Raw genomic sequence first — 25279 nt, forward strand, 5'->3', positions numbered from 1 at the left:
CGTTCGATATGGCGAACATTGCGTCCGTTACTTAGGAGAATGTGGCGCGAAGTGTCAAGATTGAGCAGGCTTTTTCCGTACTCCAATCGTAAGGTGGAGCAAAAATTTCTCCTCCTTGATGGAGATCTTCTAAAGAACGGGTCAGCTGGCCCGCTTCGGGCCCGCACGGGAGAGAAGCGGGATCGGCAGCTGGGAGCCTTCCTCATTGACGATCGCGAATTGATAGCGCCCGGCTTCATCTTGGCGCACGGAGTAGCGCAGCCGTTCAATGACATTATTGACGGAATCGAAGGTCAGGATGGCTGGGCTGAGATCGACGATGTTGGCGCTTTCCACATAGATCGAACTGCAAATGATAAGCTCGTCGCCGGGCTGGCAGGTGCGCGCCGCCGCGCCATTGAGGATGCAGCAGCGCGAGCCGCGCTGGCCCAGGATGACATAGGTCGAGATCCTGGCCCCGGAATTCTTGTTCCAGATCTCGACGAACTCAAGCGGGAGAATGCCGGCCGCCTCGCAATGCTCCGGATCGAGCGTGATCGAGCCGTGATATTCGAGATTCGCCTCCGTGACGCGGATGCCATGCAGCTTGCCGCCTACGACTTTTCGCATTTTTTATTCCATTGCAGCATTTCTACGCACTAAAAATTCGCCGCAACCCATGCAGCAAATAGCGGGGAAATCCAGAGTTTTTCTTTGAAAGCCGCGATCTTGCGAGAGACGCCGATAGACCGGTCCGCCTTAGCTTGTGTCATGTCCCGAGCCTTATATGGTATCTGATTTCATGCGGGCAAATGACTGAATTGACGCAGTGAACGGACGGTAGGCCGGTCTATGACTCCTCGGCCTCGAAGCTGACGAGCTCCGCGCCTTCAGGCGCCTGGTCGCCGAGGCGAAACTTGAAATCCTTGACAATTCCTCCGGTTGGCGCGCGAAGCTGATGCTCCATTTTCATCGCTTCGATGATGAGGATCGGCTGGTTTGCTTCGACGCGCGCGCCGGGTTCGACCAGGAGGGCGATGATCCGGCCGGGCATTGGCGAAATCAGCCCGCCCCGCGGCTCGCTTCGCCGGGCGGCGTCGGCCACAGGATCGACCAGCGCGAAACGATGCGCCGCTTCGTCTTTGGGAAACAAGCTGAATTCGTCGCCCGTGCGGACCCAGACCGCCGACAGGCGCCGGCCGTCGAGATCGACCGTAAGAGCGCCGTCATCCGCAAGTGCGCCGCTGGCGTGAAGAAAACTCGCGCCATCCGGCAGGTCGAGCCGCCAGCCGTCGCGCAAATAGGTAACGCCAACAATAATCTCTTCCCGTGCTAACGGCCCGATCTCGCGCAAGTGAAGGCTTTCCTGCGCCAGATCGTTCAGCCGCCAGCCGTCCTGCCGGCTCCACGGGCTCCATGGGTCGGCCGAGCGCTGAGCCTCGGTCCGCGCGGCGGCTGCGCGCGCGCAGAGAAAGGCGATCGCCGTCATAGCCAGGATTTCATTCGATGCTGGGGAAAGCGGCGCAAGGAGGTCGTTACGATGGCGCTCGATGAAACCGGTGTCGAGCGCGGCCTCCGCGAAGGCCTCATGCGCGGCGACCCTGCGCAGAAATTCAACATTGGTTGGCAGCCCGACGATACGGACGTCGCCGAGCGCGTTGCCGAGACGCCGGATCGCCGCCGGCCGGTCCTCGTCCCAGACGATCAATTTGGCGATCATCGGATCATAATGGACCTGGACTTCGCCATTGCCCGCCATGCCGGAATCGATGCGGACATGCGGGCCGGGAGCCGGGAAGTCGAGACGCTCGATACGGCCGGCCTGGGGCAGAAAATCCCGCTCCGGGTCCTCGGCGTAGAGGCGCGCCTCGATCGCATGGCCCGAGGCGCGGATTTGCTCCTGCGCCAGCGGCAGAGGGCCGCCGGCCGCAATGCGCAACTGCCATTCGACGAGATCGAGGCCTGTGATCATTTCCGTCACCGGATGCTCGACCTGAAGGCGCGCATTCATCTCCATGAAATAGAACGCGTTCTCGGACGCAGGGACGAGAAACTCCACGGTGCCGGCGCCGACATAGGAGATCGTCCGCGCCGCGGTCACTGCTGCATTGCGCATGCTTTGGCGTAGAGCGTCGGAAAGGGCGGGGGCGGGGGCTTCCTCGATAATCTTTTGATGCCGTCGCTGGATCGAGCAGTCGCGATCGAAAAGATGGATGCAGTTTTGCTGTGCGTCGGCGAAGATCTGGACTTCGACATGGCGCGGGCGCTCCAAATATTTTTCGATGAGGACGCGATCGTCCCCGAACGCGCCCGCGGCCTCGCGCCTCGCGCTTTCAAGCGCCGCTTCGAAGTATTCGGCGCGCGCGACGATTTTCATGCCTTTGCCGCCGCCCCCGGCCGAGGGTTTGATCAGGACAGGATAGCCGACTGCGGCGGCTTCCTTAGCCAGCAGGCGAGGGTCCTGGTCCTGGCCATGATAGCCCGGCGCCAGAGGAACGCCTGCCTTCTCCATGAGCGCCTTGGCTTGCGCCTTATCGCCCATGGCTTTGATCGCCGCCGCCGGCGGTCCGATGAAGACTAGTTCCGCCTTGGCGCAGGCGTCTGCGAAATCGGCGTTTTCGGAGAGAAAGCCATAGCCCGGATGAATAGCCTCCGCGCCGGAGCGGCGGGCGGCCTCGATGATTCTTGCGCCGGCGAGATAACTTTCCCGCGCCGGCGCCTCGCCGATGCGAATGGCTTCATCGGCGAGCGCCACATGCAGGGCCTCGCGGTCGGCATTGGAATAGACTGCGACCGTGGCTATGCCTAGCCGTCGCGCGGTGCGGATAATCCGGCAGGCGATCTCGCCGCGATTGGCGATGAGGATCTTTGAAAAGAGCGCGGGCATCTCGAAGCTCACATCCGGAAGACGCCGAAACGCGTGGCCTCAATCGGCGCATTGAGGGAGGCCGAAATCGAGAGCCCCAAAACCATGCGCGTCTCCGCCGGATCGATGATCCCGTCGTCCCAAAGCCGGGCGCTCGCATAATAGGGATGCGCTTGACGTTCAAATTGATCGCGGATCGGCGCCTTGAAGGCTTCCTCCTCCTCGGCCGGCCAGAGCTTGCCGGCGGCCTCGAGATTGTCGCGGCGCACTTGCGCCAGCACATTGGCGGCCTGTTCGCCGCCCATTACGGAGATGCGGGCGTTTGGCCACATCCAGAGGAAGCGGGGGCCAAAGGCGCGCCCGCACATGCCGTAATTGCCGGCCCCGAAACTGCCGCCAATGACGACGGTGAATTTCGGCGCATTTGCGCAGGCGACCGCAGTGACGAGTTTGGCCCCGTCCTTGGCTATGCCTTGCGCCTCGTATTTTTGGCCGACCATGAAGCCGGTGATGTTTTGCAGGAAGACCAGCGGAATTTTCCGTTGCGCGCAAAGCTCGATGAAATGCGCGCCCTTGAGGGCGGATTCCGAAAACAGGATTCCATTATTGGCGAGCACGCCGACGGGATAGCCATAGATATGGGCGAAGCCGCAGACCAGGGTCGTCCCATAAAGCGCCTTGAACTCGTCGAAAGCGCTGCCGTCGACGATGCGTGCGATGATTTCATGAACGTCGTAGGATTTGCGTGCGTCAGCGGGGACGACGCCATAGATTTCATGTGGATCGTAAAGCGGCTCGACTGGCGGCTTGATCGCCAGGCTCGGGCGCTTTGTGCGATTGAGATCGCCGACGATGCGCCTTGCGATTTGCAGCGCATGGGCGTCGTTCAAGGCGTAATGATCGGCGACGCCGGAAATGCGGGCGTGAACCTCGGCGCCGCCGAGGTCCTCGGCAGAGACGATTTCGCCGGTCGCCGCCTTGACGAGGGGCGGGCCAGCCAGAAAGATCGTGCCTTGCCCGGCGACGATGATCGCTTCGTCGCTCATCGCCGGAACATAGGCGCCCCCCGCCGTGCAGCTTCCCATCACCACGGCGATCTGCGGGACGCCTTCGGCCGACATGCTCGCTTGATTATAGAAGATCCGGCCGAAATGATCGCGGTCGGGAAAGACTTCGTCCTGGTTCGGCAGATTGGCGCCGCCGCTGTCGACGAGATAGAGGCAGGGCAGGTTGTTTTCGTGCGCGATCTCCTGCGCGCGCAGATGTTTTTTCACGGTCAAAGGGTAATAAGTGCCGCCCTTCACCGTCGCGTCATTGGCGATGACGACGCATTCCTGGCCGGCGATGCGCCCGAGCCCCGTGATAATTCCCGCCGCCGGAATGGCTTCCGAATAGGCCTCATAGGCGGCGAATTGCGAGAACTCCAGAAAAGGCGCGCCGGGATCGACGAGGGCGGCGATGCGCGCGCGGGGGAGCAGTTTTCCGCGCATGACGTGGCGTTCGCGGGCTTTCGCGCCGCCGCCTTGCTTGATGTCGGCGACCTTGCGGTTCAAGTCCTCGACAAGAGCCTGCATCGCCGCTCTATTTGCGGCAAACTCAGGTCCGCGAGGCTCGACGAGGGATTTGAGGATCGTCATTCCCGGCCTCAGTTCCCCTCGAACAATTCGCGCCCGATCAGCATGCGCCTGATTTCGCTTGTGCCCGCGCCGATCTCGTAAAGCTTGGCGTCGCGCAGCAGCCGGCCGGTCGGATAGTCGTTGACATAGCCGTTTCCGCCCAGAAGCTGGATCGCGTCAAGCGCCGCCTTGGTCGCGTTTTCCGCCGCAAACAGAAGAGCGCCGGCGGCGTCCTTGCGCACGGGGACGCCGCGGTCGCAGGCGCGGGCGACGGCGTAGACATAAGCCCGGCTGGCGGAGAGCCGCGCATACATATCGGCGAGCTTGCCCTGGACCAGCTCGAATTCGCCGATCGGCCGGCCGAATTGCTTGCGGTCATGCGTATAGGGCAGGCAAATGTCGAGGCAGGCCTGCATGATGCCGAGCGGACCGGCGGCCAGCACGGCGCGCTCGTAGTCGAGGCCGGACATAAGCACGCCGACGCCTTCATTGACCTTGCCGAGCACATTCTCTTCGGGCACCTCGCATTCCTCAAAAACCAATTCCGAGGTCGGCGATCCACGCATGCCGAGCTTGTCGAGCTTTTGCGCCGGACGAAACCCCTTGAACCCTTTCTCGATGACAAAGGCCGTGACGCCATGCGCGCCAGCCGCCGGATCGGTCTTGGCGTAGACCACGAGCGTCGAAGCGCAATGGCCGTTGGTGATCCATAATTTGGCGCCGTTCAGGACAAAGCGGTCGCCCTTCTTGTCGGCGCGCAGGCGCATGGAGAGAACGTCGGAGCCGGCGTTCGCCTCCGACATGGCCAAGGCGCCGACATGCTCGCCGCTGAGCAGCTTCGGCAGATAGCGCCGCTTCTGCGCGTCGGTTCCGTTGCGGCGGATCTGATTGACGCAGAGATTGGAATGCGCGCCATAGGAGAGGCCGACGGAGGCGGAGGCCCGGCTGATCTCCTCCATGGCGAGGCAATGCGCGAGATAGCCGAGGCCCGCGCCGCCATATTTCTCCTCGACCGTGATCCCGTGCAGGCCGAGCGCCCCAATGTCCGGCCAGAGATCCTGCGGAAAAAGATCGGTCCGGTCGATCTCGGCTGCGCGAGGGGCGATATTTTCCGCGGCGAAGCCCGCGACCATGTCGCGCAGCATGTCGAGATCCTGCCCGAGCGCGAAATCGAGACCGGGGTTTTGCATCATGACGTTCCTTGGGCGCTTCGCGAGAAGCTACGCTCTTGATGCCTAACTGGCGATGCTCGCCTCCGGTTGCGAGGCTTCTTCGCAAAAGTTTGCTGCGCCGGGCTCCGCCATGCGATAGAGCGCAAGAGGGGCTCAGCCCGTCAAAAGTCAATTGTTCGCGAAGTCTCTTTCCTATGTCCGTTGCACCCTCGGCCGTCGACCTCTGCCGCGCCCTTGTCCAATGCCCTTCCGTGACGCCGCAGGACGGCGGTTCGCTTAGCGTGCTTGAAGCCGCGCTGAAACAGGCGGGCTTCGCCACCCATAGGGTGATTTTTTCGGAACCCGGCACGCCTGACATCGACAATCTCTACGCCCGCATCGGCTCCGGCGCGCCTTTTCTCGTCTTCGCCGGCCATACCGACGTCGTCCCCGTCGGCGAAGCGGCCAAATGGCGCTTCGATCCTTTCGCGGCGGAGGTCGCCGAGGGCGCCGTCTGGGGGCGCGGCGTCGCCGATATGAAAGGCGCGGTCGCCGCCTTCGCCGCCGCCGCCTGCGCTTTTGTTGCGCAACATGGAACGCAAAAAGGCTCGATCGGCTTTCTGATCACGGGCGACGAGGAAGGCCCCGCCGTCAATGGCACGGCGAAGCTCTTGCGCTGGGCCTATGACCGGGGCCAGCGTTTCGACCATTGCATCCTCGGCGAGCCGACCAATCCGCAAGCTTTGGGCGACATGATCAAGATCGGGCGGCGCGGTTCGCTGAACGGGACGCTTGTCGCGCATGGGCGCCAGGGCCATGTCGGCTATCCGGCGCGGGCGAATAATCCCATTCCGCATCTGTTGCGGCTGCTGAACGGCTTGATCGCCGCGCCGCTCGACCAGGGCACGGCGCATTTCGAGCCGTCGAATCTCGAAATCGTCTCTGTCGATGTCGGCAATCCGGCATGGAATGTCATTCCGGCCGAAGCGCGGGCGCGGTTCAACATCCGCTTCAACGATAGTTGGACGCCAGAGACGCTGCAGGCCGAGCTGCGCGCCAAGCTGGAGGCGGCAGGGCAGGGCGCGGACTACACGTTGAGCTTCGAGCCATGCAACGCCTTGGCTTTTCTGACGGAGCCGGACTCGTTCACCGATGTCGTCGCCGGCGTGGTCGAAAGGAAAACCGGGCGCAAGCCTGTGCTTTCAACCTCGGGCGGGACGTCCGACGCCCGCTTCATCCGCGCCTATTGCCCGGTGGTGGAATTCGGCCTCGTCGGCGCCACCATGCATATGGTGGACGAACGCGCGGCGGTCGCGGATATTGAAGCGCTGACGGAGATTTATGCGGCGATCTTGGAGGCTTATTTCGGTTATTAATTGATTACGGCAAGGACGCAATTTGCCTATTCCGCGAGGTTTTTCTTCTATTTATAATGGAAGTAGCAAGAGGGAAATCATATTTGTCTATATAGTTAGCAATGGCGTCTCTAAGGCCAATGCCGACATGCTCTTTTCCGTTGGAAACCAAATCAAGAACGTAGCTAAGATGCGCCTCTATCTCTTCATATGAAAAAACCTTCGATTTAATCATATGCTCAAAGAGCTCAAGCTTGAATAGGAACCAATCAAATTCCTGCCTGATGTAGATCTCAAGATCTCTAAGCTCTGGAGGTACTTCATGCCACCGCAGGGCATTCTCTAAGATCACAAATCTCATTGTCTTGAAATATACTTTTTGAAATCTAAGATTATCTCTGGCTAACCTAGTTCTTTCTGCTTCATCGTGCAGAATCAATATAGGGCCTTGGCCAAAATTTTCGATGAGGAGCTCTCGTCCATCCGCCCCCCAATCAAGCATATAAATTACGCGCTCGACTCTTTTGTCAGTATAGAAATCTTTTGCCTGATTCGCAATAAATTCAGCTTTTTTCCATTTTTGTTCTTCTTTAAATTTCTCTGTTGATTGCTCATATGTGTGCGTCGCTATCTTTATTTGCTTATATACTAGGCATAAGCCAATTAAGGTCACAATAGGCCCAAGAGAACTAAGCCACTGTCGAATTAAATCCATACTATGCACCGTGATTAAACAGGTATTCGTGCTAATTTCACGTAATTAATTTGAGGATCGTTCTTTATGACACATGCATTCGTCGACCTTTATGGCAGGATCGCAAAGGCCCGCGCGGGAAAGCCCAAGCCTTCCTTGACCTTCGGCCAAGTCACGATGATCAGCGCGCCTTCGGCCGGAACCTTGTCGAGATTGGCCATCACCTCGATCTGATAATGGCCGCTCGTCAAGATATAGGTTTCGGTCTCCATCTTGTCCGTTGTGTCGGCGTCCATCGATTCATGGCCGATGGCTGTGACCCCACGCTGCTCGACCAGAAATTTCACCGCCTCAAGCGACCAGCCCGGAAAGGGCGTCCGCTTGAAGCGCTCGGGATTTGACTCCCAATCCTTCGACATATCGGTTCTGAGCGCAGCGAAAGCGCCCTTCGGCACGGGGCCGTGCTTCTGTTCCCAGGCGAGGAGATCGGCCAGTGAAAACGCATGGTTCGGGTCGGCGGCGAGATAGGGCGTGTCGTCGAGCACGACGAGCGGCAGGATCATCTGCTTGAGCGGGATCTGATCCATCGTGATCCCGTCCTTGGCGAAATGCGCTGGCGGATCGACATGGGTGCCGTATTGGCCGACCATTTCATAAAAGGTCGCGCGAAAGCCGTCCTTCTCGATCGTATAGGGCGCCCGAGTGGCCGGATCGGCGGCGGGGCTGAACCTCGCCTGGCCGAAGCCAGACCAGACCGGCGTCTTGGGCCCAAAGGAATGCGTGAGATCGACGAATTGCTTCGAGGCGATTGTTTGATAGGCTTGCGCGAGCGATTCATCGGCCCGCGCCGGCGCGCATGAGATGATCGAGATAAGGCAAAGCGCGAGAAGCCTTGGGGCCGCTGCGCTCATTCGGCGTTGATCTGCTTGGGCAGCATCCGATGCAAGACGCCGTCGCGCCGCACGCCCACGTGCCAGACGGTGGCCAGGATATGCAGAGCAATCAGCGCATAGAGCGGCCATTGCAGCCAAATATGCGCGGTTTCGGCAAGTTCCGACAGAGCCTTATTTCGCGGAACGATGGCCGGCAAGTCAAACAAATAGAAGAAGCTGACCGGGTGGCCGTCCGCCTGCGAGTCGATGAAGCCGCTGATCGGCAGCCCCACAAGGACGACATATAAAAGCACATGGCTGATCTTGGCGATGACGGCCTCCCAGCGCGCGAAACGGGCGGGGAGCGGCGGGGCGGGGTTGGCGGCGCGCCAGAGAATTCGAAAAGCCACGATCGTGAAAATCGTCACCCCAAGCGCCTTGTGAATCGTATAGAGGACAGGACGCGACGGATTGTCGCGCGCCTCCTCGATCATCACCCAGGCGATGATCATGGCGGCAAAGATCAAGAGCGCGGTGATCCAATGCGTCCATTGTGCGACGAGGCCATATTGGGCCGCCTCAGCGCTGCGGTTGGCGCGCGAGGGAAATTCGGGTCTCTCGAGCATGGGAAAAATGCTCCTCCGGGTTTCGGAATTCGGACCTCGCAGCGGCGTGGGCCGTCAGCCGGGCAGTTGGCCGCCGACCTCTTAGATATGATCGGATTCCGATTGTTCGAGCCCTCGGCATGAGGGGTTTGGTTCAGGTCTTTTTGAAGACGCGGCTCCTGTCCGCGCAGATGAGCGGCCCCGCTCGCCCGAAGCTCTTACTACGCGCGAAAATGCTTCGAGAGCTTCAACCCCTGGCCCTGGTAGTTCGAAGTGTCGCTCTCGCCATAGAGCACTTGGGGCGGCTCGGCCATTTTCTCAAAGACCAGCCGGCCGATCACCTGGCCGTCCTCCAGGATGAAGGGAACCTCGTAGCTGCGGACTTCGAGGACGGCGCGCGCGCTCGGACGATTGTCAGGCGCGGCGCCGAAGCCGGGGTCGAAGAAGCCGGCGTAATGAACGCGGAATTCTCCCATGGCGGGATCGATCGGAACCATCTCGGCTGCAAGATCGGAGGGAATATGCAGTCGTTCGCGTGAAGCGAGGATGTAGAACACATCCGGGTCGAGGATCAGCCTCCTGTCCAGTCGCGCCCGCACCGGCTCCCAATAATCGCTCAAGTTATAGGCGCCGACTTCGTCGATATCGAGAATATCGGTATATTTCTGGGCTCTATAGCCCACGACATTTCCAGGCGTTTCGGCGCTCAGGCCGACGCGTAGGACAAGGCCGTTCCGCCGCAACTCCAAATCGCCGTCGACCAGCGGAATTTTTTCATGACGCGTTCGTAATTCCCTTTCATCGACCCCAAAATCGGTTCGCTCCAATTGCTGCGAATGCAACCGCCGGAAACGGATCTGATTGAGCTTCGAACCCTTGCGGACTCGGACGCTGAAGCTGCGCGGCGAAACCTCGGCATAGAGCGGCCCTTCATAGGCGCGCGCCACCCGGTCGAACACTTCGCTGTTATCGGTGATGAGGCGGGTGAAAATATCGAGGCGCCCGGTTGAACTCTTGGGGTTCGCCACGGCGGAAAAGCTCTCGAGCAGATTCAAATGCTCGAGCAAGGGGATCACATAGACGCAGCCCCGCTCGAGTATGGCGCCTTTGCCTTCGAGGCTGATCACGTCCGTCTGGAGGTCTTGGAGCTGGTCCGAGACCTTGCGCCCCATGCCGGGCAGGAAACTCGCCCTCACGCGGTAGGCGCGCGCGCCAAGCCGAAGGTCGAGGCTTGCGGGCTGGAACTGCCGCTCCTCGATCTTTTCCAGGCCAAGGATCATCTTTCGCCGGATCATCAGCTCGATCTTCTCGCGTGGAAGCAGGCCGAACTGGTTTCCGAAGTCGCTTGCGCCAAAAAGGGACGGCTCCGCGTCCTGGCTATGGTCCGATTTGGCGAAAAGGGATGGCATAGCGAAGCGCATGATCTCGTCGGGCGGGCTGGAGAGGCGGATCCAGCTAAGCTCTAAGGCGAAATCACGGCTTTGTCGCTTGAGATGTTGGGATTAGGCGCGTAATCAACGCGGAAACGGCCGCGAGTTGCGAAATCGGATCATTGCGCTCGATTTCGCGTCGAAGTTTTGACCGAGCATGATCATTCCCAAGAACCGGCTTCCACGTCCGCCGATCATGCTCCAGAAGGAGACGAAATGACCGGTTCCGGGCAGAAACGCGATCCCAAAACTCTGCGTCCGGCGACGCAGCTCGTCCACGGCGGATCGCTCCGCTCCGAGTTCGGCGAAACCTCCGAGGCGATCTTCCTCACCCAGGGCTTCGTCTACCCCTCCATGGAGGCCGCCGAAGCGCGGATGAAAGGGGACGAGCCGGGCTATGTCTATTCGCGTTTCTCCAATCCCACCGTCGCCATGTTCGAGGAGCGGATGGCTTTGTTCGAGGGGGCGGAGGCGGCGCGCGCGACCGCGAGCGGCATGGCGGCGGTGACGGCGTCGCTTTTTGCGCAGGTCAAGGCTGGCGATCATGTCGTGGCGGCCCGCGCCCTGTTCGGCGCCTGCCTCTATGTGGTCGAGGACTTGCTGCCGCGCTTCGGGGTCGCCTCGACCCTGGTCGACGGCGCCGATCTCGCCCAATGGCGCGCGGCGATCCGGCCCGAGACCAAGGTTTTCTTTCTCGAAAGCCCGACCAATCCCTGTCTCGAAGTCTATGACATCGCCGCGATCGCCGCGATTGCGCATCAGACCGGCGCAAGGCTTGTCGTCGACAATGTGTTCGCGAGTCCCATTCTGCAAAAGCCCCTGGCGCTCGGGGCCGATCTCGTCGTCTATTCAGCGACGAAACATATCGATGGGCAGGGCCGATGTCTTGGCGGGGTCATTCTCGGCAGCTGGGAACTGATCGAAACCGACATCCACGCTTTCCTGCGTCAGACCGGACCAGTGCTGTCGCCCTTCAACGCCTGGGTTCTCTTGAAATCGCTTGAGACCTTGCCGTTGCGGGTCCGCCAGCAGATGGAGAACGCCGGGCGCATTGCGGATTTCCTCAGCGGCCATCGCCACATCCTGAGCGTGCGCTATCCCGGCCGTCCCGATCATCCCCAGGCCGACATCATCAAGAGGCAGATGGCTGGCGGCGGAACCATTGTCGCGTTCGAGCTTTCCGGCGGCAAGCAGGCCGCCTTTGCTTTCGCCAATCGGCTGTCGCTTATCAAGATTTCGAACAATCTCGGCGACGCAAAAAGCCTTATCACCCATCCCGCCACGACGACCCATCAGAGATTGACGCCTGAAGCGCGGGCGGCGCTCGGGGTGAATGAAGGACTGTTGCGCCTCTCGGTCGGGCTTGAGGACGCGGACGATCTTATCGATGATCTGGAGGCCGCGCTCTCAAGCCTCGACCGGCAAGGCCTCGCGGCGGAATAGTTTTTGCTTCATCTGGTAAAGCCGAAGCCCGGTCCGTCAGATGCGTTTTCTCCTGACCGCGGCTGTGCTAAATTATCCTCCGCGCCGGGCTTCGTCCGGCTTTCATCACGTCAGATCAAGCCTCAGATCAAGCCAATGTACAGCGCTGTCACGCATGACATTCAAATCACCGTTCTGCCGGAATTCGTGCCGGAGCGGTCCGACGCCGACGAGGCGACGTTTTTCTGGGCCTATACGGTCGAAATCGCCAACCAGAGCGATATGACGGTGCAACTCACCGCGCGCCATTGGAAAATCACCGATGGCAATGGCAAGCTCGAAGAAGTGCAGGGCGCGGGCGTCGTCGGCGAGCAGCCGATTTTGAAGCCCGGCGAAACCTTTCGCTACACCTCGGGGTCGAATTTGACGACGCCGTCCGGCATCATGACCGGAACCTATCGCATGGTGAATGAAAAGGGCGACGTGTTCGAGGCGGAGATCCCGGTTTTTTCGCTGGATTCACCCTACGCCCGACGCGTTCTCAACTGACTAGACAGCGCGTCGGGACATGCTCGGGCGCGGCCTCGCCGGGCTGGAAATGGGAGCGGGCTGGCCATGTCCCTTGCAGGCAGTGGTTCGGATAGAGGTCTCGCCGCGACGCTCGACTTGCTCGAACGCCTGATCGGGTTTGACACGGAAAGCTCGAAATCCAATCTGGGACTGGTCGCCGCCGTCGAGGACTATCTGAAAAGCCTCGGCGTCGACTATGTGAAAATTCCCAATAGCATCGGCGACAAGGCTGCGCTTTTCGCGACGATCGGTCCCAAGACGGATGGCGGAATCGTCCTGTCAGGCCATACCGATGTCGTTCCCGTCGAGGGGCAGGCTTGGACCAGCGATCCTTTCAAGCTGCGTCGCGAGGGCGCCCGCGTCTATGGCCGCGGCGCCTGCGACATGAAGGGCTTCGACGCGATCTGCCTTGCGATGATTCCAGAGTTCCAGAAGGCCGCTCTCTCGCGCCCGATCCATATTCTTCTGAGCTATGACGAGGAAACAACCTGTCGCGGTCCGCTTGATGCGATCGCGCGGTTCGGCGCCGATCTGCCGCGCCCGGGCGCTGTCCTCGTCGGCGAGCCAACGTTGATGCAAGTCGCCGATGCGCATAAGGCCATCGCGACCTATCGAACCACCGTGCATGGCCATGAGGCGCATTCGTCGAAGCCGCATCTCGGTGCAAACGCGATCGAGACGGCCTGCGATCTCGTTACCGAGCTTTATCGCTTCGCCGCCGAACTCGTCGCAGAGGGGGATCCGTCCGGCCGGTTCGATCCGCCTTTTTCAACGATCCAAGTCGGCACGATCCATGGCGGGACGGCGCGCAATATCCTCGCCAAGCAGTGCGTCTTCCATTGGGAGTTTCGCAGCCTGCCGGGCGTCAGCCAAAATCTAGCGCTGCTGCGGTTGAAGGATTACGCCGCGCGGATCGCGAGGCCGAAACTCACCCGCTTCGCCAAGAACGCCTTTATCGAAACGGTCACTGAAGTCGAGGTTCCGGGCCTGAGGCCGGAAAGCGGGTCATTGGCTGAAACTTTGGCCTTGAAGCTCGCCCGGTCGAACCAGACGATCACCGTGCCTTTCGCCACGGAAGGCGGCCAGTTCCAATTGGCCGAGGTGCCGACAATCGTCTGCGGGCCCGGCTCGATCGATCAGGCGCATCAGCCAGACGAATATATAGAGATTCCGCAAATCGAGGCTGGCCTCGCCTTCATGCGCAGGCTCGCGGCGGAGCTGAGCTGACTCCGTTTCAGGCGGGACGCCGTCTCGTCTTCTCAGCGCCGCAAAAGGAAATCCTTCGACGATCTGGGCATGCGGCGTATGAAGCCTTTTGGAGACCAGCGTCACCTATGCATCTTCAAGGCGCCTATTTCAGAGAAAGCGACGGGAGTCACGTCCGCTCTGCCGTCCGAAGTTGCGCAAGCGCTTGCATTCCGGCCTAGGATGTCCAACATAAGAGCTGTAGCTACGAATTGTAATGACTGCCTTGACGCATGACCATTAAGGTGCGCGGAGAAGAAAGGATTCATAGATGAATGGTGGCAAGAGTAGCTGGAGCATCCCATGGATTTTGAATGGGATGAGGAAAAGCGCCTCAAGAATATCGAAAAGCATGGCGTCGATTTCGTCGACGCGGATATTTTATTCGATAATCCATATCTAACTGGACCGGGAAAGACGGTTGACGGAGAACAGCGTTGGTTGGTCACCGGCATAATCGATGAGATTTATGTTACGGCTGTTTTTACCCAGCGCGGCCCGGTCATCCGCATAATCTCGATGCGGAGGGCAAGAAATGCAGAAAGAAAAAAACATCAGGAGGTTTTCAAAAGCTGAGCTGGAAGAGCTGCGGGCTCGTGGCGAGAGCCGCACCGACCTTGCTCGCGTTCAAGTAAAGACGGCGGAAGAACTAGAGCGCGATATTGCCAGCGATCCCGATTTCAGCGACATGGCGGAGAATTGGTATGAGAGCGCCGAGGCGGTCATGCCAACGCCAAAGAAGCTGCTCTCCCTGCGGCTCGACAATGATGTCGTCGACTGGTTCAAGCAGCAAGGCCCAGGCTATCAGACGCGGATCAATGCTGTGTTGCGCGCTTTCATTCAACAGAGTCAGAAAAGACGCGCTTGAGGGCGCGGTCGCGCTTCCAAAGCTGCGTCAAACACGGCTAAAGCGAACGCGCCAACTCGAGTCACGGGACCAAAAAGCAAGGCTCGAAAGCGATTTCTGGAACGAGGCGGCCCGTTTTAACGCTCAAGGCTCGAGGACAGAATCCCAGTAGAGATAATCCATCCAGCTTTCGTGCAAATAATTTGGAGGGAATAGCCGGCCGTTGTGGTGGAGGTCGTTGACCGTGGGCTGGTAGGGCGCGCGCGCCGGCCACATATGCGCTTCCCCCGGGAGCCTGTCGCCTTTGTGCAGATTGCAGGTCGAACAGGCGGCGACGACATTTTCCCAGGTCGTCGTTCCCCCCTTTGAACGCGGGATCACATGATCGAAGGTCAGATCCTGGCGCGCGCCGCAATATTGGCAGATGAAACGATCGCGCAGGAAGACGTTGAATCGGGTGAAAGCGGGATGGCGGGACGGCTTGATATAGGTCTTGAGCGAAACCACCGAGGGCAGGCGCATCTCGAAGCTCGGGCTTCGGACCGTCTTATCATAGTTGGAGACGATATTGACCCGGTCCAGAAACACCGCCTTGATCGCGTCCTGCCAGGACCAAAGCGACAAAGGGTAGTAGCTCAATGGCCTGAAGTCGGCGTTGAGCACCAGCGCCGGACACGCTTCCGGCGAAACAGTGGGGTGGAAATGAACCGTCAAGACCGGCCCTCGCCCTGTATCGGCTCCCCCATTAGCCGCTAGGCTCTAACTCGTCAATGCTATTCGGGTTTGGACCGCTCCCGACGCAGTCGGAACTGCATCCTTCCAAGGCTCGACGCCAAGCAAAAGAAAGGCTGATCGGCCAAAAGCAGCCAATTACCGCGTCGGAATCGGCGTTCCGCTGCGATAATCGTAAAATCCGCGCTGAGTCTTGCGTCCGAGCCAGCCGGCCTCGACATATTTCACGAGCAAGGGGCAGGGGCGATATTTCGAATCGGCCAGCCCTTCATGCAGCACTTGCATGACCGAAAGCACGGTGTCGAGACCAATGAAATCGGCGAGCTGCAAAGGCCCCATCGGATGATTCGCGCCGAGCCGCATCGCCGTGTCGATCGCTTCGACCGAGCCGACGCCCTCATAGAGCGTATAGATCGCCTCGTTGATCATCGGCAGAAGAATGCGATTGACGATGAAGGCCGGGAAGTCCTCGGAGACCGTAAAGGTCTTGCCAAGCCGGGAGATCAGCGCCTTCGCCGCTTCGAAGGTCGTGTTTTCAGTCACGATGCCGCGGATCAATTCGACGAGCTGCATGCGCGGCACAGGATTCATGAAGTGAATCCCGATGAACCGTTCGGGCCGGTCGGTCACGGAGGCGAGGCGCGTGATCGAAATCGACGAAGTATTCGACGCCAGCATGGTTTCCGGCTTCAGCGAAGGGCAGAGTTTGGCGAAAATCTTGCGCTTTAGCTCCTCATTCTCGGAAGCGGCTTCGATGATAAGGTCGCGGTCGGAGAAGGCGTCATAGTCGAGGGCCGGCTTGATTCGGCCGAGGGCCGCGTCGCGCGCCGCCGGCTCGATCTGTTGGCGCTCGACTTGGCGCGCAAGGTGCGACGCGATGACGCCCAGGCCCGCGTTAACTCGTTCTTCGGAAATGTCGTTGAGAGCAACGTCGATTCCAGCAAGGGCGCAGACTTCAGCTATGCCCGTCCCCATCTGTCCGGCGCCGATCACTCCGATTTTATTGATGTCCATTTTATTTGTCCGTGACGGAAATCAGGCAGGAGGCCAAACCGGTTTCTCAGGGTTTCTCATATAGGAAGCAGGAGCGGGATTCTATTTTCTTCTGCTCGATGCGCATCGCGCTTGGGCTACAGGTCGCCGATCGGAAGTAGCTGACCTGATTTCTAGATCAAAGAAAAAACTATTTCTACTCACGTGGAAATACTCTCGTTTTTGCTTGCGCTCGGGTGCGCCGAGCAAATTTTTTCGAAAGCGCTCCGGTTGAGCAAGGCGGGGAGGGAAGCTGCTCATTTGGATGATTTGATTCGCTAGCCCTTTAGAACTTGCCAAATCTCTCGTTCCTGCAGCTTGCGCGGCAAGCTGAATGCGGAGCCGCTGTGACGAACCACCTGCGGCGGAAGCGCGGAGCCAATCCGCGATTTCAATCGGCTTTAGCGGCCGAGCTTGGCGAGTTCTTCGTTCAGCGCCGGCAGGATCGCGAACAGATCGCCGACGAGACCATAATCCGCGATCTGGAAGATCGGCGCCTCCTCGTCCTTGTTGATGGCGACAATAACTTTTGAATCCTTCATTCCGGCGAGATGTTGTATCGCGCCGGAAATCCCCACGGCGATGTAGAGATCGGGCGCGACGATCTTGCCGGTTTGGCCGACTTGCCAATCATTCGGCGCATAGCCGGCGTCAACCGCGGCCCGCGATGCGCCCATCGCCGCGCCAAGCCGATCGGCGACAGGCTCGATCAGCGTGGCGAAATTCTCCGCATTCTGCATGCCCCGGCCGCCGGAGATGATGATCTTCGCTGAGGCGAGCTCGGGCCGGTCGGATCGGCCGAGGCTCTCATCCTTGAAGCTTGAAACGTCAGGCCCCGCGACGGCGGCGACCGGCTCGATCGGCGCCGCAGCGCCTTCGCCGGTCGCCTGGAACGCCGCCGTGCGCACTGTGATCACTTTTTTGGCGTCGCTCGACTGGACTGTCTGGATCGCGTTTCCGGCATAGATCGGACGATCGAACGTGTCCGGCGCGACGACCTTGATGATTTCCGAAATCTGCATCACGTCGAGAAGAGCCGCCACCCGCGGCATCGCATTCTTGGCCGTGGAGGTCGAGGCCGAGAGAATGGCGGAGTAAGGTCCCGCCAATTGGACAATCAGAGCCGCCAAAGGCTCGGCCAATTGATGCGCATAGGCCGCATCATCCGCGAGCAGAACCTTTTCGACGCCCTCAAGCTTGGCGGCGGCCTCGGCCGCGGCCTGGACGTCCTGGCCCGCGACAAGGACGTGAACAGGCTCGCCGAGCGCCCTCGCGGCGGTCAAGGCTTTGGCGGTCGCCTCATTGAGCTTGCCATTCTGAGTTTCGGCGAGCAGCAAGACTGTCATCAGATCACTCCGGCCTCGTTCCTGAGCCGGGCGACGAGTTCGGCCGCCGAGCCGACCTTGACGCCGGCCTTGCGCGAGGGGGGCTCGATGGTCTTGAGAATTTTGAGCCGTGGCGAGATATCGACCCCGAAATCGGCGGGAGTCTTTTCCTCGATCGTTTTCTTTTTCGCTTTCATGATGTTCGGCAGCGACGCATAACGCGGCTCGTTGAGGCGCAAATCGGTGGTCACGACCGCCGGCAGCTTGAGAGTGACGGTCTGCAATCCGCCATCGACCTCGCGCGTCACGTCGACCGTACCTCTGCTAACCTCTCCTGCGCCCACCTCTTCCGCTTCGATCACGACCTTTGACGCGAAAGTGCCCTGGCCCCAGCCGAGAAACGCCGCCAGCATCTGGCCGGTCTGGTTGCAATCATCATCGATGGCTTGTTTGCCGAGGATGATCAGCCCCGGCCGCTCGGCCTCGGCGACCCCCTTCAAGATCTTGGCGACGGCGAGCGGTTCGACCGGCTGCTCCGCCTTGACCAAAACGCCACGGTCGGCGCCCATGGAAAGCGCGCTTCTGATTGTCTCGGCGGCTTGCGCTGGCCCGATCGAAACCACGATCACTTCCGACGCCTTGCCGGCTTCCCTGAGGCGAAGCGCTTCCTCGACGGCTATTTCGTCGAAGGGGTTCATTGACATTTTGACATTGGCGAGGTCGACGCCCGAGCCGTCAGGTTTGACTCTTATTTTCACATTGTAGTCGACCACCCGTTTGACGGGCACGAGTATTTTCATGGAAAAACTCTTGGAAGCCCTGCTTCCCGCTGAGCTCTCCAGCTAGGTAATCGCGCTGGGGAGCCAAGTCAATAAAGCTACGCTTCGCTGCGGCGATCTGCGTCAAGCAAGGCCGGACGCCGCCACATAGCAGCATCAAAGCCCCGGAGCGAGGCTATAATAAATTGATTTAATTAAGTCTTCACTTTTAGATGCGCGACGCTCCTTCTTAACCGGTCGCATAGCGTGTCCGTGGGTCGCCGCGAAAACTATAGGCGCCTATATGGGTAAGCCTGCCTTCGGTGTCGAGCCAGATTTTCCCGCCGATATCGCGCCATTTTTGGCAGAATCCAAAATCCTCGCTGACATAAGCGTTGGTATCCTTATCGATCATGCAATCGAAGAGCGCATAATTCGCCTCGGTCTTGGCGTTGGAATAGGCATGGACGTTTTTGTAGCGGCTTTCGGGATAGGATTGAATCATGCGCTCGATCGCCTGGCGCTTGAGCATCATGAAGCCGCCGCCGCAATAGACGCCGGTGGCGAAACGTCCGTCTCTTTCGAGTTCGTTGCCGGCGCAAAGCGAGCCGACATAGAGCAGCGGCGCCGCTTCGAATGTTTCGCCCGCGGTCGCCGCCCGCCTCAATGCGGCGTTGCTCCAATCGATGACCTTGAGGGGATAGATTCCGGCGACAAAATCCTGATCGAAGGAGAGCATCTCATAGACCTGCTCCGCCTCGAAACTGATGTCGGCGTCGATGAATAGGAGATGCGTCGCCATGGGCGTGTTCAGAAACTGGGCGACAAGCGTGTTGCGGCTTCGGGTGATGAGCGAATCGTGACCAAGGAGGGCGAGCGCCGCGTCGAACCCTTTCTGGCTTGCAAACTGAATGAGGCCGAGGATCGACTGCATATAGTGCTGCGAGACGAGGCCGCCGAAACAGGGTGTGGCGATAAAAACCATTGGTCGTGTTGCCATATGCGTCATGAGTTTCCTTGCCGGCTTAATCTGCATTTTTCGCGCGCGAGAGCGGGCCGCCGCCGATCGCCAAAACTGATCTTGAGCCCGGTTGACGCCGTCCGCCGTCGCCGAGAGCCCTCTATTCCAGTGCTGGCTTTTACGGATCGAAGCCTGCGCGAAACCTACTGGTTTGCGGGACAAGGACGCGGCGCGCGTTAATCCTAATAGGAGGTGAACCAGCGCCGGCGGCGAATTGGCGCTAATATGCCCGCATCGCCGCTGGAAAGCCTGATCTGGCAAGACCGGCGTCCTCGGAAAAATAGAGGCGCGTGATGTCGCAAATGTCGTTTTTAAGGGATGATAGGACGGTTTCGTTCGGCGAAAGGCTGGCGGCGTCCGAACAGTTCCTGGTCTTGTTCAAGGAAGGCATGGATCTCGTCGGCGAGGCCGCCGCCTACCTGGACGGCGAGGGCCGGGAGGAGGCGCGGGCTTTGCCGCGCTCCGCCGCTCTCGGATATGCGGTCGAGAGCATGCGCTTGACGACGCGGCTGATGCAAATCGCGTCTTGGCTGCTTCTCCAGCGCGCCGTCAATGAAGGCGAATTGAGCCGCGCCGAGGCCTCGGCGGAAAAGCGGCGGATTCGCTTGACCAAATTGGACCCGCTCTCCAACGACGACGTGCTCGTCCAGTTGCCGGTCCGTCTCCGCGAACTCGTCGACATGTCGCGGCGCCTTCAGGCGCGCATCGTCCATCTCGACGGTCTGCTCTATCAATCGCGTGAGGCCCGCGCCAAGGGGGCTTTGGCGCCGAGCCCGGTCGGAAGCCAGATCGAGATGCTGCGGGCGGCGTTCGGGGCGAGACAGATAAGCTCAGCCGCAATGTAAGCGCATACGCCTCGGGCGTTTTTCAGCTGGCGTTGCGCCGGGGCCCTTCGGCCGCTGCTAAAGGGGCAGCGGGCGGCCAGCGCTCTTCGGCCATGAGGCCGGAGAGCGGCCAATCTTGGCGAGGCGCTATTTCTTGCCGAAGGAGAGATTGCCGAAGCGCGAGTTGAAGCGCGACAGCCGGCCGCCTCGGTCGAGCAATTGCTGCGATCCGCCGGTCCAGGCTGGATGCGTCTTGGGGTCGATGTCGAGATTGAGCGTGTCCCCCTCATTGCCATAGGTCGAGCGGGTCAAAAACTCCGTCCCGTCGGTCATGACAACCTTGATCAGATGATATTGGGGATGGATGTCGGGCTTCATCGGCGAAAATCCTTTAAAGAATCCGTCCGGGACAGGGCTTGGCGGCGCCCAGAGGCGCTGCAGCTTGTCGCGCTGATGACGGGAGTCGCCGCCCTATATCCCAGCCTATGCAAGGTTACAAGGCCTATGGCTTGCGGCGCCGCAACCATGGGCCTTGACGCGTCATATCATTTCGCATCCGCGCCCCACGGATAGAGCCGGGGGATCGCAACCGTCAGGAGGGTCGCCAGGGCGACGGCGACAAGCAATCCCACCAGAAATAGCGTCCAGGTCGTCGGCTGCATAGCTCCGAGCGCAATGATAAGGAAGAGTTGCGGCAGGTCGAGAAAATGCGTGAACGTCGGCAAAATCTCGCGGCGCGCCTGGCGAAGCTCGGGCGTGACGCATCCGGCGGCAAGCGCGGCTCGCGTGAGCCGGCGCAGCCGCATGAAATAAAGCCGGGTCACAGTATTGCCTTCGATGAACTCGAAGGCGAACAGACCGACCATTCCGGCGAGCCACGGGAGCTGAAGAAAACTCCAGCCGCCGTAGAAACTGACGATCATCCACGCGCCCGATGCGAGTAGCAGCAGAGCGCCGGGAACTACAACCCCATCGTAGAAGACGGCGATGTTGCGAACCGCCTCGGCAAAAGGCGCGAGATCGCGCAGCTGGCGCGAGCGCAGATCGGCCATCCAGACGCCGATAAGCCCGGCGCCGATCAAGACTGCGCCAAGGATATGGAGGAATTTCAACAGGCTGTACTCCATCGCTCTCCTCCAGCGCCTTGCCTTGCGGCTCTTGGCTTTACGCAATTCGGGAGGTCGCCTAACCGTCGTGGCCTTCGAGCTTCACGCGAAGCGCGCGCAAGACGGCCAGAGCCTCCGAAAGCAGGTCTGGCGACAGACCCTCGGCCAGAGCTTCCGCCCATGGCGCCTGCTTCGCCATCGCGGCGGCGAAGGCCGCTCGCCCTTTCTCGGTCATCGTCACAAGCCGCGCGCGCTCGTGATGGGGATTCTTGGCGAAGCGCACGAGGCCGCCTTTTTCGAGCTCCTTCGCCAGCCGTTGGACTGCCTGGCGAGACAGGCCCATGTTGCGAGCGATCGAGGCGACCGGAAGCGGAACGGCGGAACGGTCCATGGCGCCCAGGACCTGCCAACGCGCGCTCGTCAGCTCGAGAGGCCGAACCAGCTCGTCTCCGGCTTCGATGAGGCGCCCGTTCAGCCGGAACGTCTCCAGAATTAACTCCGTGACGGTGGCGGTCGCCTGCCTAACCTTTTTGTCGCTACTCATAATACATATTGTCAAAACGACAATATATTGTCAAGAGCGGGATTGCCGTCGGCTGCGTGTCCATCGACGCCGGCAGGCGCGCGGACAAATCTTTACTCGCGCCGCGCGAACGTGTACCCCGTCCGCGTAATGGACCCCGGCGCCGCCATTACGGTTGCGCCGGGATTTTATTTTTGGCGCCGCCGGACGAAGCGGCGACGTTTCTGAAAAGGGCAAAACGCGGCAATGGCGAATGTGGTCGTGGTCGGCGCCCAGTGGGGCGACGAAGGCAAAGGCAAGATCGTCGATTGGCTGTCGCTCGAGGCCGACATCGTCGTGCGCTTTCAGGGCGGCCACAACGCCGGCCATACGCTCGTCATCGGCAATCAAGTTTATAAGCTCGCGCTCCTGCCGTCCGGCATCGTGCGCCCCGGCAAGCTTTCGGTCATCGGCAATGGGGTCGTGCTCGATCCGCATCATCTCGTCGAGGAAATCGCCAAGCTCGAAGCGCAGGGCGTCAAGATCTCGCCGGACAATCTCAAGATCGCCGAGAATGTCACCCTGATCCTGGGGCTCCATCGCGAGCTTGACGCCCATCGCGAATCCTCGAGCGTCGAAGCCCTGAAGATCGGCACGACGCGGCGCGGCATCGGCCCCGCCTATGAGGACAAGGTCGGGCGCCGCGCGATCCGGCTCATGGACCTCGCCGAGCCGGAGTCTCTCGATCAGAAGATCGCCCGCCTCCTTGCTCATCATGATCCGCTGCGGCGCGGCCTCGGGCTCGCGCCTGTGGGCGCGCAAGCGATCCGCGACGAGCTGGACAGCGTCGCGCCGAAGGTCCTTCCTTTCATGGACGCGGCCTGGGAGCGGCTGGAGGCGGCGCGGCGCGGCGGCAAGCGCATTCTCTTCGAGGGCGCGCAGGGCGCGCTTCTCGATGTCGATCACGGCACCTATCCGTTCGTGACCTCGTCGAATACGGTCGCCGCGCAGGCCGCGACGGGCTCGGGCCTCGGCCCCAAGGCGATTGGTTATGTGCTCGGCATCGCCAAGGCCTACACGACGCGGGTGGGCGGCGGTCCTTTTCCGACCGAACTCACCGATTCCATTGGCGAACGGATCGGCGATCGCGGCCATGAATTCGGGACCAATACGGGCCGCCGCAGGCGCTGCGGCTGGTTCGACGCGGTCCTCGTGCGCCAGACCGTGAAGACCTCCGGCATAGATGGAATAGCCCTCACCAAGCTCGATATTCTCGACGGTTTCGAGGAGATCAAGGTCTGCGTCGGCTATTGGCTCGACGGTCAGAAGATCGACAGACTGCCGGCGAGCCAGGCCGCCCAGGCGCGGGTCGCGCCGATCTATGAAACCATCGAGGGCTGGAAGGGCGCGACCGTCGGCGCGCGCTCCTGGGCCGAGCTTCCGGCGCAGGCGATCAAATATGTCCGGCGGATCGAGGAGCTGATCGAGGCGCCGGTCGCTCTTCTCTCGACAAGCCCCGAACGGGCCGACACGATCCTCGTTCACGATCCTTTCCGGGATTGAGCCAACGAATCGTTCGCTAAAGCTCGGCTTGGCTAGCGTGCGCCTTTCGCGCCCTCCGGTCTTGAGCGGCTGGTATTGACGGATTGCTTGCGGAATGCTCTGAACGCGTTATGGCTGACTATTACCCGCTGCTCGCCAAGGCCGTTGCGGGCCTGTCGAATTCGACGCCGGAAACGCGCCGCGCCATTTACGAGCGCGCCCGCACCGCGCTGATCGGCCAATTGCGGCGCATGGACCCGCCGGTCCCGGAAGCCGATTTGGATCGCGAGGCCGAGGCCTTGGAGGCGGCGGTCGCGCGGCTCGAAGCCGAATTGGAGCCAGCGCCGGAGCCGGCGGAGCCATCGGTCGACGCCATTCCGCGTGATCCGACGGCGATTGCGGGTCTTACCGGCGCGAAATTGCCATCGGAAGCGCTCAGCGCGGAGTCGGCGCCAGAATCGCCGGCGCCTTGGATGCGCCGTCGCCCGCGCCGGTCGCGCCCCGGATGAGCAAACTCCGCGCCCGTCGCTTTTCAAGGTCCGGCGCGAGCAGCCTCGTCCAGCCCCGTCACGCGCCAACGGCGGCGATGAATCCAATCTCGGTTCGAGAGGCTTGCGGCCTCCGGTCGGCTCGGCCTTATCGCGACCGAAATCCATCCGCAACGGAGCGCCGGCGCTCGACGCCTCCCCGGAGCCGCCGCCGGCGACAGGGCCGAGCAAGACGCTAGGCTCCCCACAATCCCGCGGCGGAGAGCCTGTCGTCGCTCGCGAACCAATCGCCCGAGAGCCTGCTGGCCAGGAGCCTATCTTTCAGGAGCCTATCGCCCAGGAACCGCTCGCCAAAGATCATCCCGCCCTCGGAGCGGCGGGCGAATCGAGCGCGGAGACGCCTCAACCTGTTGCAAAACCCGGTCCGACGCGCAGCGGCCCTTCGCGCCGCAGCCGGCGCGAGAGGCGGCCGCGCCCAAGCGCCTTTGGATCGTCGGCCATCGTCTCGGCCTTGTTGTCTTTCTTGTCGCAATCGCCGCCTTCGAGCTGCGGGACCGGCCGGAAGATCTCGCCGGCTTGAAGCCGGCTACGCCGTCGACTCCTGCTGACGCGGCCGCAAACGGCAAGATCGTCGATCGCGTCGGCGTCGGCGGCGCAACGTCCGACGCGGCGCCCTCCGCCGGGACAGCCGCCAACACCGCCGGTCGGAAGGAGACCGCCAACGCCACGGCGGACCCGTTCAATGCTCCCGTCGCGCGCCGCGCCGCTCTGCTCGTCGAGGCGCCCGACGAGCAATCCAAGGTGAAGACATTTCTTGGCTCGGTCGTATGGCGGGTCGATAATGTAAGCAATGGGCCGGGCGAGGCGCTGACCACCGCGGTCCGGGCCGATGTCGAGATTCCCGAGGAGAAGCTGCAGGCGGCGATGACGTTTCAAAAGAATTTCGACGCCACATTGCCCGCCTCTCACACCTTGAAGCTCAATTTCGTCATCGCGCCGGGCAGCCCATTGACCGATATTCAGCAGATCAGCGTTCCCCAAATGCGCCGCGCTGACGCCTCGACCGGGGACGCCTTGAGCGGCGTTCCGGTTCCGATCACGCAAAATTCCTTTCTCGTCGGATTGAGCCGGGGCAACGCCGAGGCGAATAATCTCGATCTGTTGCGAACCCGCGATTGGATCGACGTTCCGATCCTTCTCACCAATGGCCGCATCGCCAAGCTGACCTTCGAGAAGGGTCCCTCCGGCCAGCGCGCGCTGGATGATGCGCTGGCGTCCTGGCAGGCGCAGTAAAGGC

26 protein-coding genes are annotated in these 25279 nt (G+C 60.9%); 10 read left to right on the forward strand and 16 right to left on the reverse strand.

The genetic code is table 11. From position 1 onward, the window contains the following. Window positions 1-141 precede the first annotated feature (141 nt). The 4 genes from panD to RZS28_RS14815 all read right to left on the reverse strand — a co-directional run bounded on the left by panD (window position 142) and on the right by RZS28_RS14815 (window position 5654). Window positions 142-609, reverse strand: a complete 468-nt coding sequence (panD, locus tag RZS28_RS14800; protein ID WP_407338504.1) for an aspartate 1-decarboxylase — start codon at window positions 607-609, stop codon at window positions 142-144. A 220-nt stretch (window positions 610-829) separates the two neighbouring features. Continuing rightward, the gene (locus RZS28_RS14805; RefSeq protein WP_407338505.1) at window positions 830-2866 is read right to left on the reverse strand and encodes an acetyl/propionyl/methylcrotonyl-CoA carboxylase subunit alpha; all 2037 of its coding nucleotides are present in this window, start codon (window positions 2864-2866) and stop codon (window positions 830-832) included. Between the two features lie 8 nt (window positions 2867-2874). After that, window positions 2875-4482, reverse strand: a complete 1608-nt coding sequence (locus tag RZS28_RS14810; protein WP_407338506.1) for a carboxyl transferase domain-containing protein — start codon at window positions 4480-4482, stop codon at window positions 2875-2877. 8 nt (window positions 4483-4490) lie between these two features. Next, a complete protein-coding gene (locus RZS28_RS14815) occupies window positions 4491-5654 on the reverse strand; it encodes an isovaleryl-CoA dehydrogenase (protein ID WP_407338507.1) in 1164 nt (387 codons plus the stop codon). A gap of 173 nt (window positions 5655-5827) precedes the next feature. Here RZS28_RS14815 and dapE point away from each other — a divergent pair, with 173 nt between their 5' ends. Then, window positions 5828-6988: a succinyl-diaminopimelate desuccinylase gene (dapE, locus tag RZS28_RS14820; protein WP_407338509.1), complete on the forward strand. Its 1161-nt coding sequence runs from the start codon at window positions 5828-5830 to the stop codon at window positions 6986-6988. A 4-nt stretch (window positions 6989-6992) separates the two neighbouring features. Here dapE and RZS28_RS14825 read toward each other — a convergent pair whose 3' ends face one another. From RZS28_RS14825 to RZS28_RS14840, 4 genes are all read right to left on the reverse strand, one after another. Beyond that, entirely contained in the window at window positions 6993-7682 is a 690-nt protein-coding gene (locus RZS28_RS14825) for a hypothetical protein (RefSeq protein ID WP_407338510.1), read from the reverse strand. An 89-nt stretch (window positions 7683-7771) separates the two neighbouring features. Further along, window positions 7772-8572, reverse strand: a complete 801-nt coding sequence (locus RZS28_RS14830) for a cyclase family protein (protein ID WP_407338511.1) — start codon at window positions 8570-8572, stop codon at window positions 7772-7774. Beyond that, complete coding sequence (locus RZS28_RS14835; RefSeq protein WP_407338512.1) at window positions 8569-9159, reverse strand: cytochrome b; 591 nt, start codon at window positions 9157-9159, stop codon at window positions 8569-8571. The genes RZS28_RS14830 and RZS28_RS14835 overlap by 4 nt, the downstream gene beginning before the upstream one ends. Window positions 9160-9359: 200 nt before the next feature. Next, the gene (locus RZS28_RS14840) at window positions 9360-10559 is read right to left on the reverse strand and encodes a 2'-deoxycytidine 5'-triphosphate deaminase (RefSeq protein WP_407338513.1); all 1200 of its coding nucleotides are present in this window, start codon (window positions 10557-10559) and stop codon (window positions 9360-9362) included. Between the two features lie 225 nt (window positions 10560-10784). Here RZS28_RS14840 and RZS28_RS14845 point away from each other — a divergent pair, with 225 nt between their 5' ends. The 5 genes from RZS28_RS14845 to RZS28_RS14865 all read left to right on the forward strand — a co-directional run bounded on the left by RZS28_RS14845 (window position 10785) and on the right by RZS28_RS14865 (window position 14673). Next, entirely contained in the window at window positions 10785-12011 is a 1227-nt protein-coding gene (locus RZS28_RS14845) for an O-succinylhomoserine sulfhydrylase (protein ID WP_407338514.1), read from the forward strand. A 135-nt stretch (window positions 12012-12146) separates the two neighbouring features. Beyond that, window positions 12147-12539, forward strand: coding sequence for a Co2+/Mg2+ efflux protein ApaG (gene apaG, locus RZS28_RS14850; protein ID WP_407338515.1), 393 nt, complete (start codon window positions 12147-12149; stop codon window positions 12537-12539). A gap of 66 nt (window positions 12540-12605) precedes the next feature. Continuing rightward, window positions 12606-13787: an acetylornithine deacetylase gene (argE, locus tag RZS28_RS14855; protein WP_407338516.1), complete on the forward strand. Its 1182-nt coding sequence runs from the start codon at window positions 12606-12608 to the stop codon at window positions 13785-13787. 321 nt (window positions 13788-14108) lie between these two features. After that, entirely contained in the window at window positions 14109-14381 is a 273-nt protein-coding gene (locus RZS28_RS14860) for a BrnT family toxin (RefSeq protein WP_407338517.1), read from the forward strand. Then, a complete protein-coding gene (locus RZS28_RS14865; protein WP_407338518.1) occupies window positions 14341-14673 on the forward strand; it encodes a BrnA antitoxin family protein in 333 nt (110 codons plus the stop codon). The genes RZS28_RS14860 and RZS28_RS14865 overlap by 41 nt, the downstream gene beginning before the upstream one ends. 123 nt (window positions 14674-14796) lie before the next feature. On the opposite strand, the gene RZS28_RS14870 is transcribed toward RZS28_RS14865, so the two are convergent. The 5 genes from RZS28_RS14870 to RZS28_RS14890 form a co-directional block, all read right to left on the reverse strand. Continuing rightward, a complete protein-coding gene (locus tag RZS28_RS14870; protein ID WP_407338519.1) occupies window positions 14797-15366 on the reverse strand; it encodes an HNH endonuclease in 570 nt (189 codons plus the stop codon). 156 nt (window positions 15367-15522) lie between these two features. Further along, window positions 15523-16398, reverse strand: coding sequence for a 3-hydroxybutyryl-CoA dehydrogenase (locus tag RZS28_RS14875; protein WP_407338520.1), 876 nt, complete (start codon window positions 16396-16398; stop codon window positions 15523-15525). 419 nt (window positions 16399-16817) lie between these two features. Further along, a complete protein-coding gene (locus RZS28_RS14880; RefSeq protein WP_407338521.1) occupies window positions 16818-17762 on the reverse strand; it encodes an electron transfer flavoprotein subunit alpha/FixB family protein in 945 nt (314 codons plus the stop codon). Beyond that, complete coding sequence (locus RZS28_RS14885; RefSeq protein ID WP_407338522.1) at window positions 17762-18541, reverse strand: electron transfer flavoprotein subunit beta/FixA family protein; 780 nt, start codon at window positions 18539-18541, stop codon at window positions 17762-17764. Before RZS28_RS14885 ends, RZS28_RS14880 begins: the two co-directional genes overlap by 1 nt. 208 nt (window positions 18542-18749) lie before the next feature. Beyond that, window positions 18750-19508 (reverse strand): hypothetical protein, encoded by a 759-nt coding sequence (locus RZS28_RS14890; protein WP_407338523.1) that lies wholly within the window; start codon window positions 19506-19508, stop codon window positions 18750-18752. Window positions 19509-19822: 314 nt separating this feature from the next. Between RZS28_RS14890 and RZS28_RS14895 the strand changes: the two genes are divergently transcribed. Next, window positions 19823-20365 (forward strand): DUF1465 family protein, encoded by a 543-nt coding sequence (locus RZS28_RS14895; protein WP_407338524.1) that lies wholly within the window; start codon window positions 19823-19825, stop codon window positions 20363-20365. Window positions 20366-20491: 126 nt separating this feature from the next. Here the strand turns inward: RZS28_RS14895 and rpmE are convergent, their stop codons facing one another. The 3 genes from rpmE to RZS28_RS14910 all read right to left on the reverse strand — a co-directional run bounded on the left by rpmE (window position 20492) and on the right by RZS28_RS14910 (window position 21994). Continuing rightward, entirely contained in the window at window positions 20492-20722 is a 231-nt protein-coding gene (gene rpmE / locus RZS28_RS14900) for a 50S ribosomal protein L31 (protein ID WP_407338525.1), read from the reverse strand. Window positions 20723-20889: 167 nt separating this feature from the next. Beyond that, window positions 20890-21471, reverse strand: a complete 582-nt coding sequence (locus tag RZS28_RS14905; RefSeq protein WP_407338526.1) for a DUF2269 domain-containing protein — start codon at window positions 21469-21471, stop codon at window positions 20890-20892. Between the two features lie 58 nt (window positions 21472-21529). Further along, window positions 21530-21994 (reverse strand): MarR family winged helix-turn-helix transcriptional regulator, encoded by a 465-nt coding sequence (locus RZS28_RS14910; protein WP_407338527.1) that lies wholly within the window; start codon window positions 21992-21994, stop codon window positions 21530-21532. Between the two features lie 225 nt (window positions 21995-22219). Between RZS28_RS14910 and RZS28_RS14915 the strand changes: the two genes are divergently transcribed. The 3 genes from RZS28_RS14915 (at window position 22220) to RZS28_RS14925 (ending at window position 25275) form a co-directional block, all read left to right on the forward strand. Continuing rightward, complete coding sequence (locus RZS28_RS14915) at window positions 22220-23515, forward strand: adenylosuccinate synthase (protein WP_407338528.1); 1296 nt, start codon at window positions 22220-22222, stop codon at window positions 23513-23515. 110 nt (window positions 23516-23625) lie between these two features. Beyond that, complete coding sequence (locus RZS28_RS14920; protein ID WP_407338529.1) at window positions 23626-24003, forward strand: hypothetical protein; 378 nt, start codon at window positions 23626-23628, stop codon at window positions 24001-24003. 555 nt (window positions 24004-24558) lie between these two features. Continuing rightward, entirely contained in the window at window positions 24559-25275 is a 717-nt protein-coding gene (locus RZS28_RS14925) for a hypothetical protein (RefSeq protein WP_407338530.1), read from the forward strand. The last annotated feature ends 4 nt before the right edge of the window (window positions 25276-25279 follow it).

Origin of the sequence: Methylocapsa polymorpha (assembly GCF_045689225.1) — a bacterium.
Classification (GTDB): domain Bacteria; phylum Pseudomonadota; class Alphaproteobacteria; order Rhizobiales; family Beijerinckiaceae; genus Methylocapsa; species Methylocapsa polymorpha.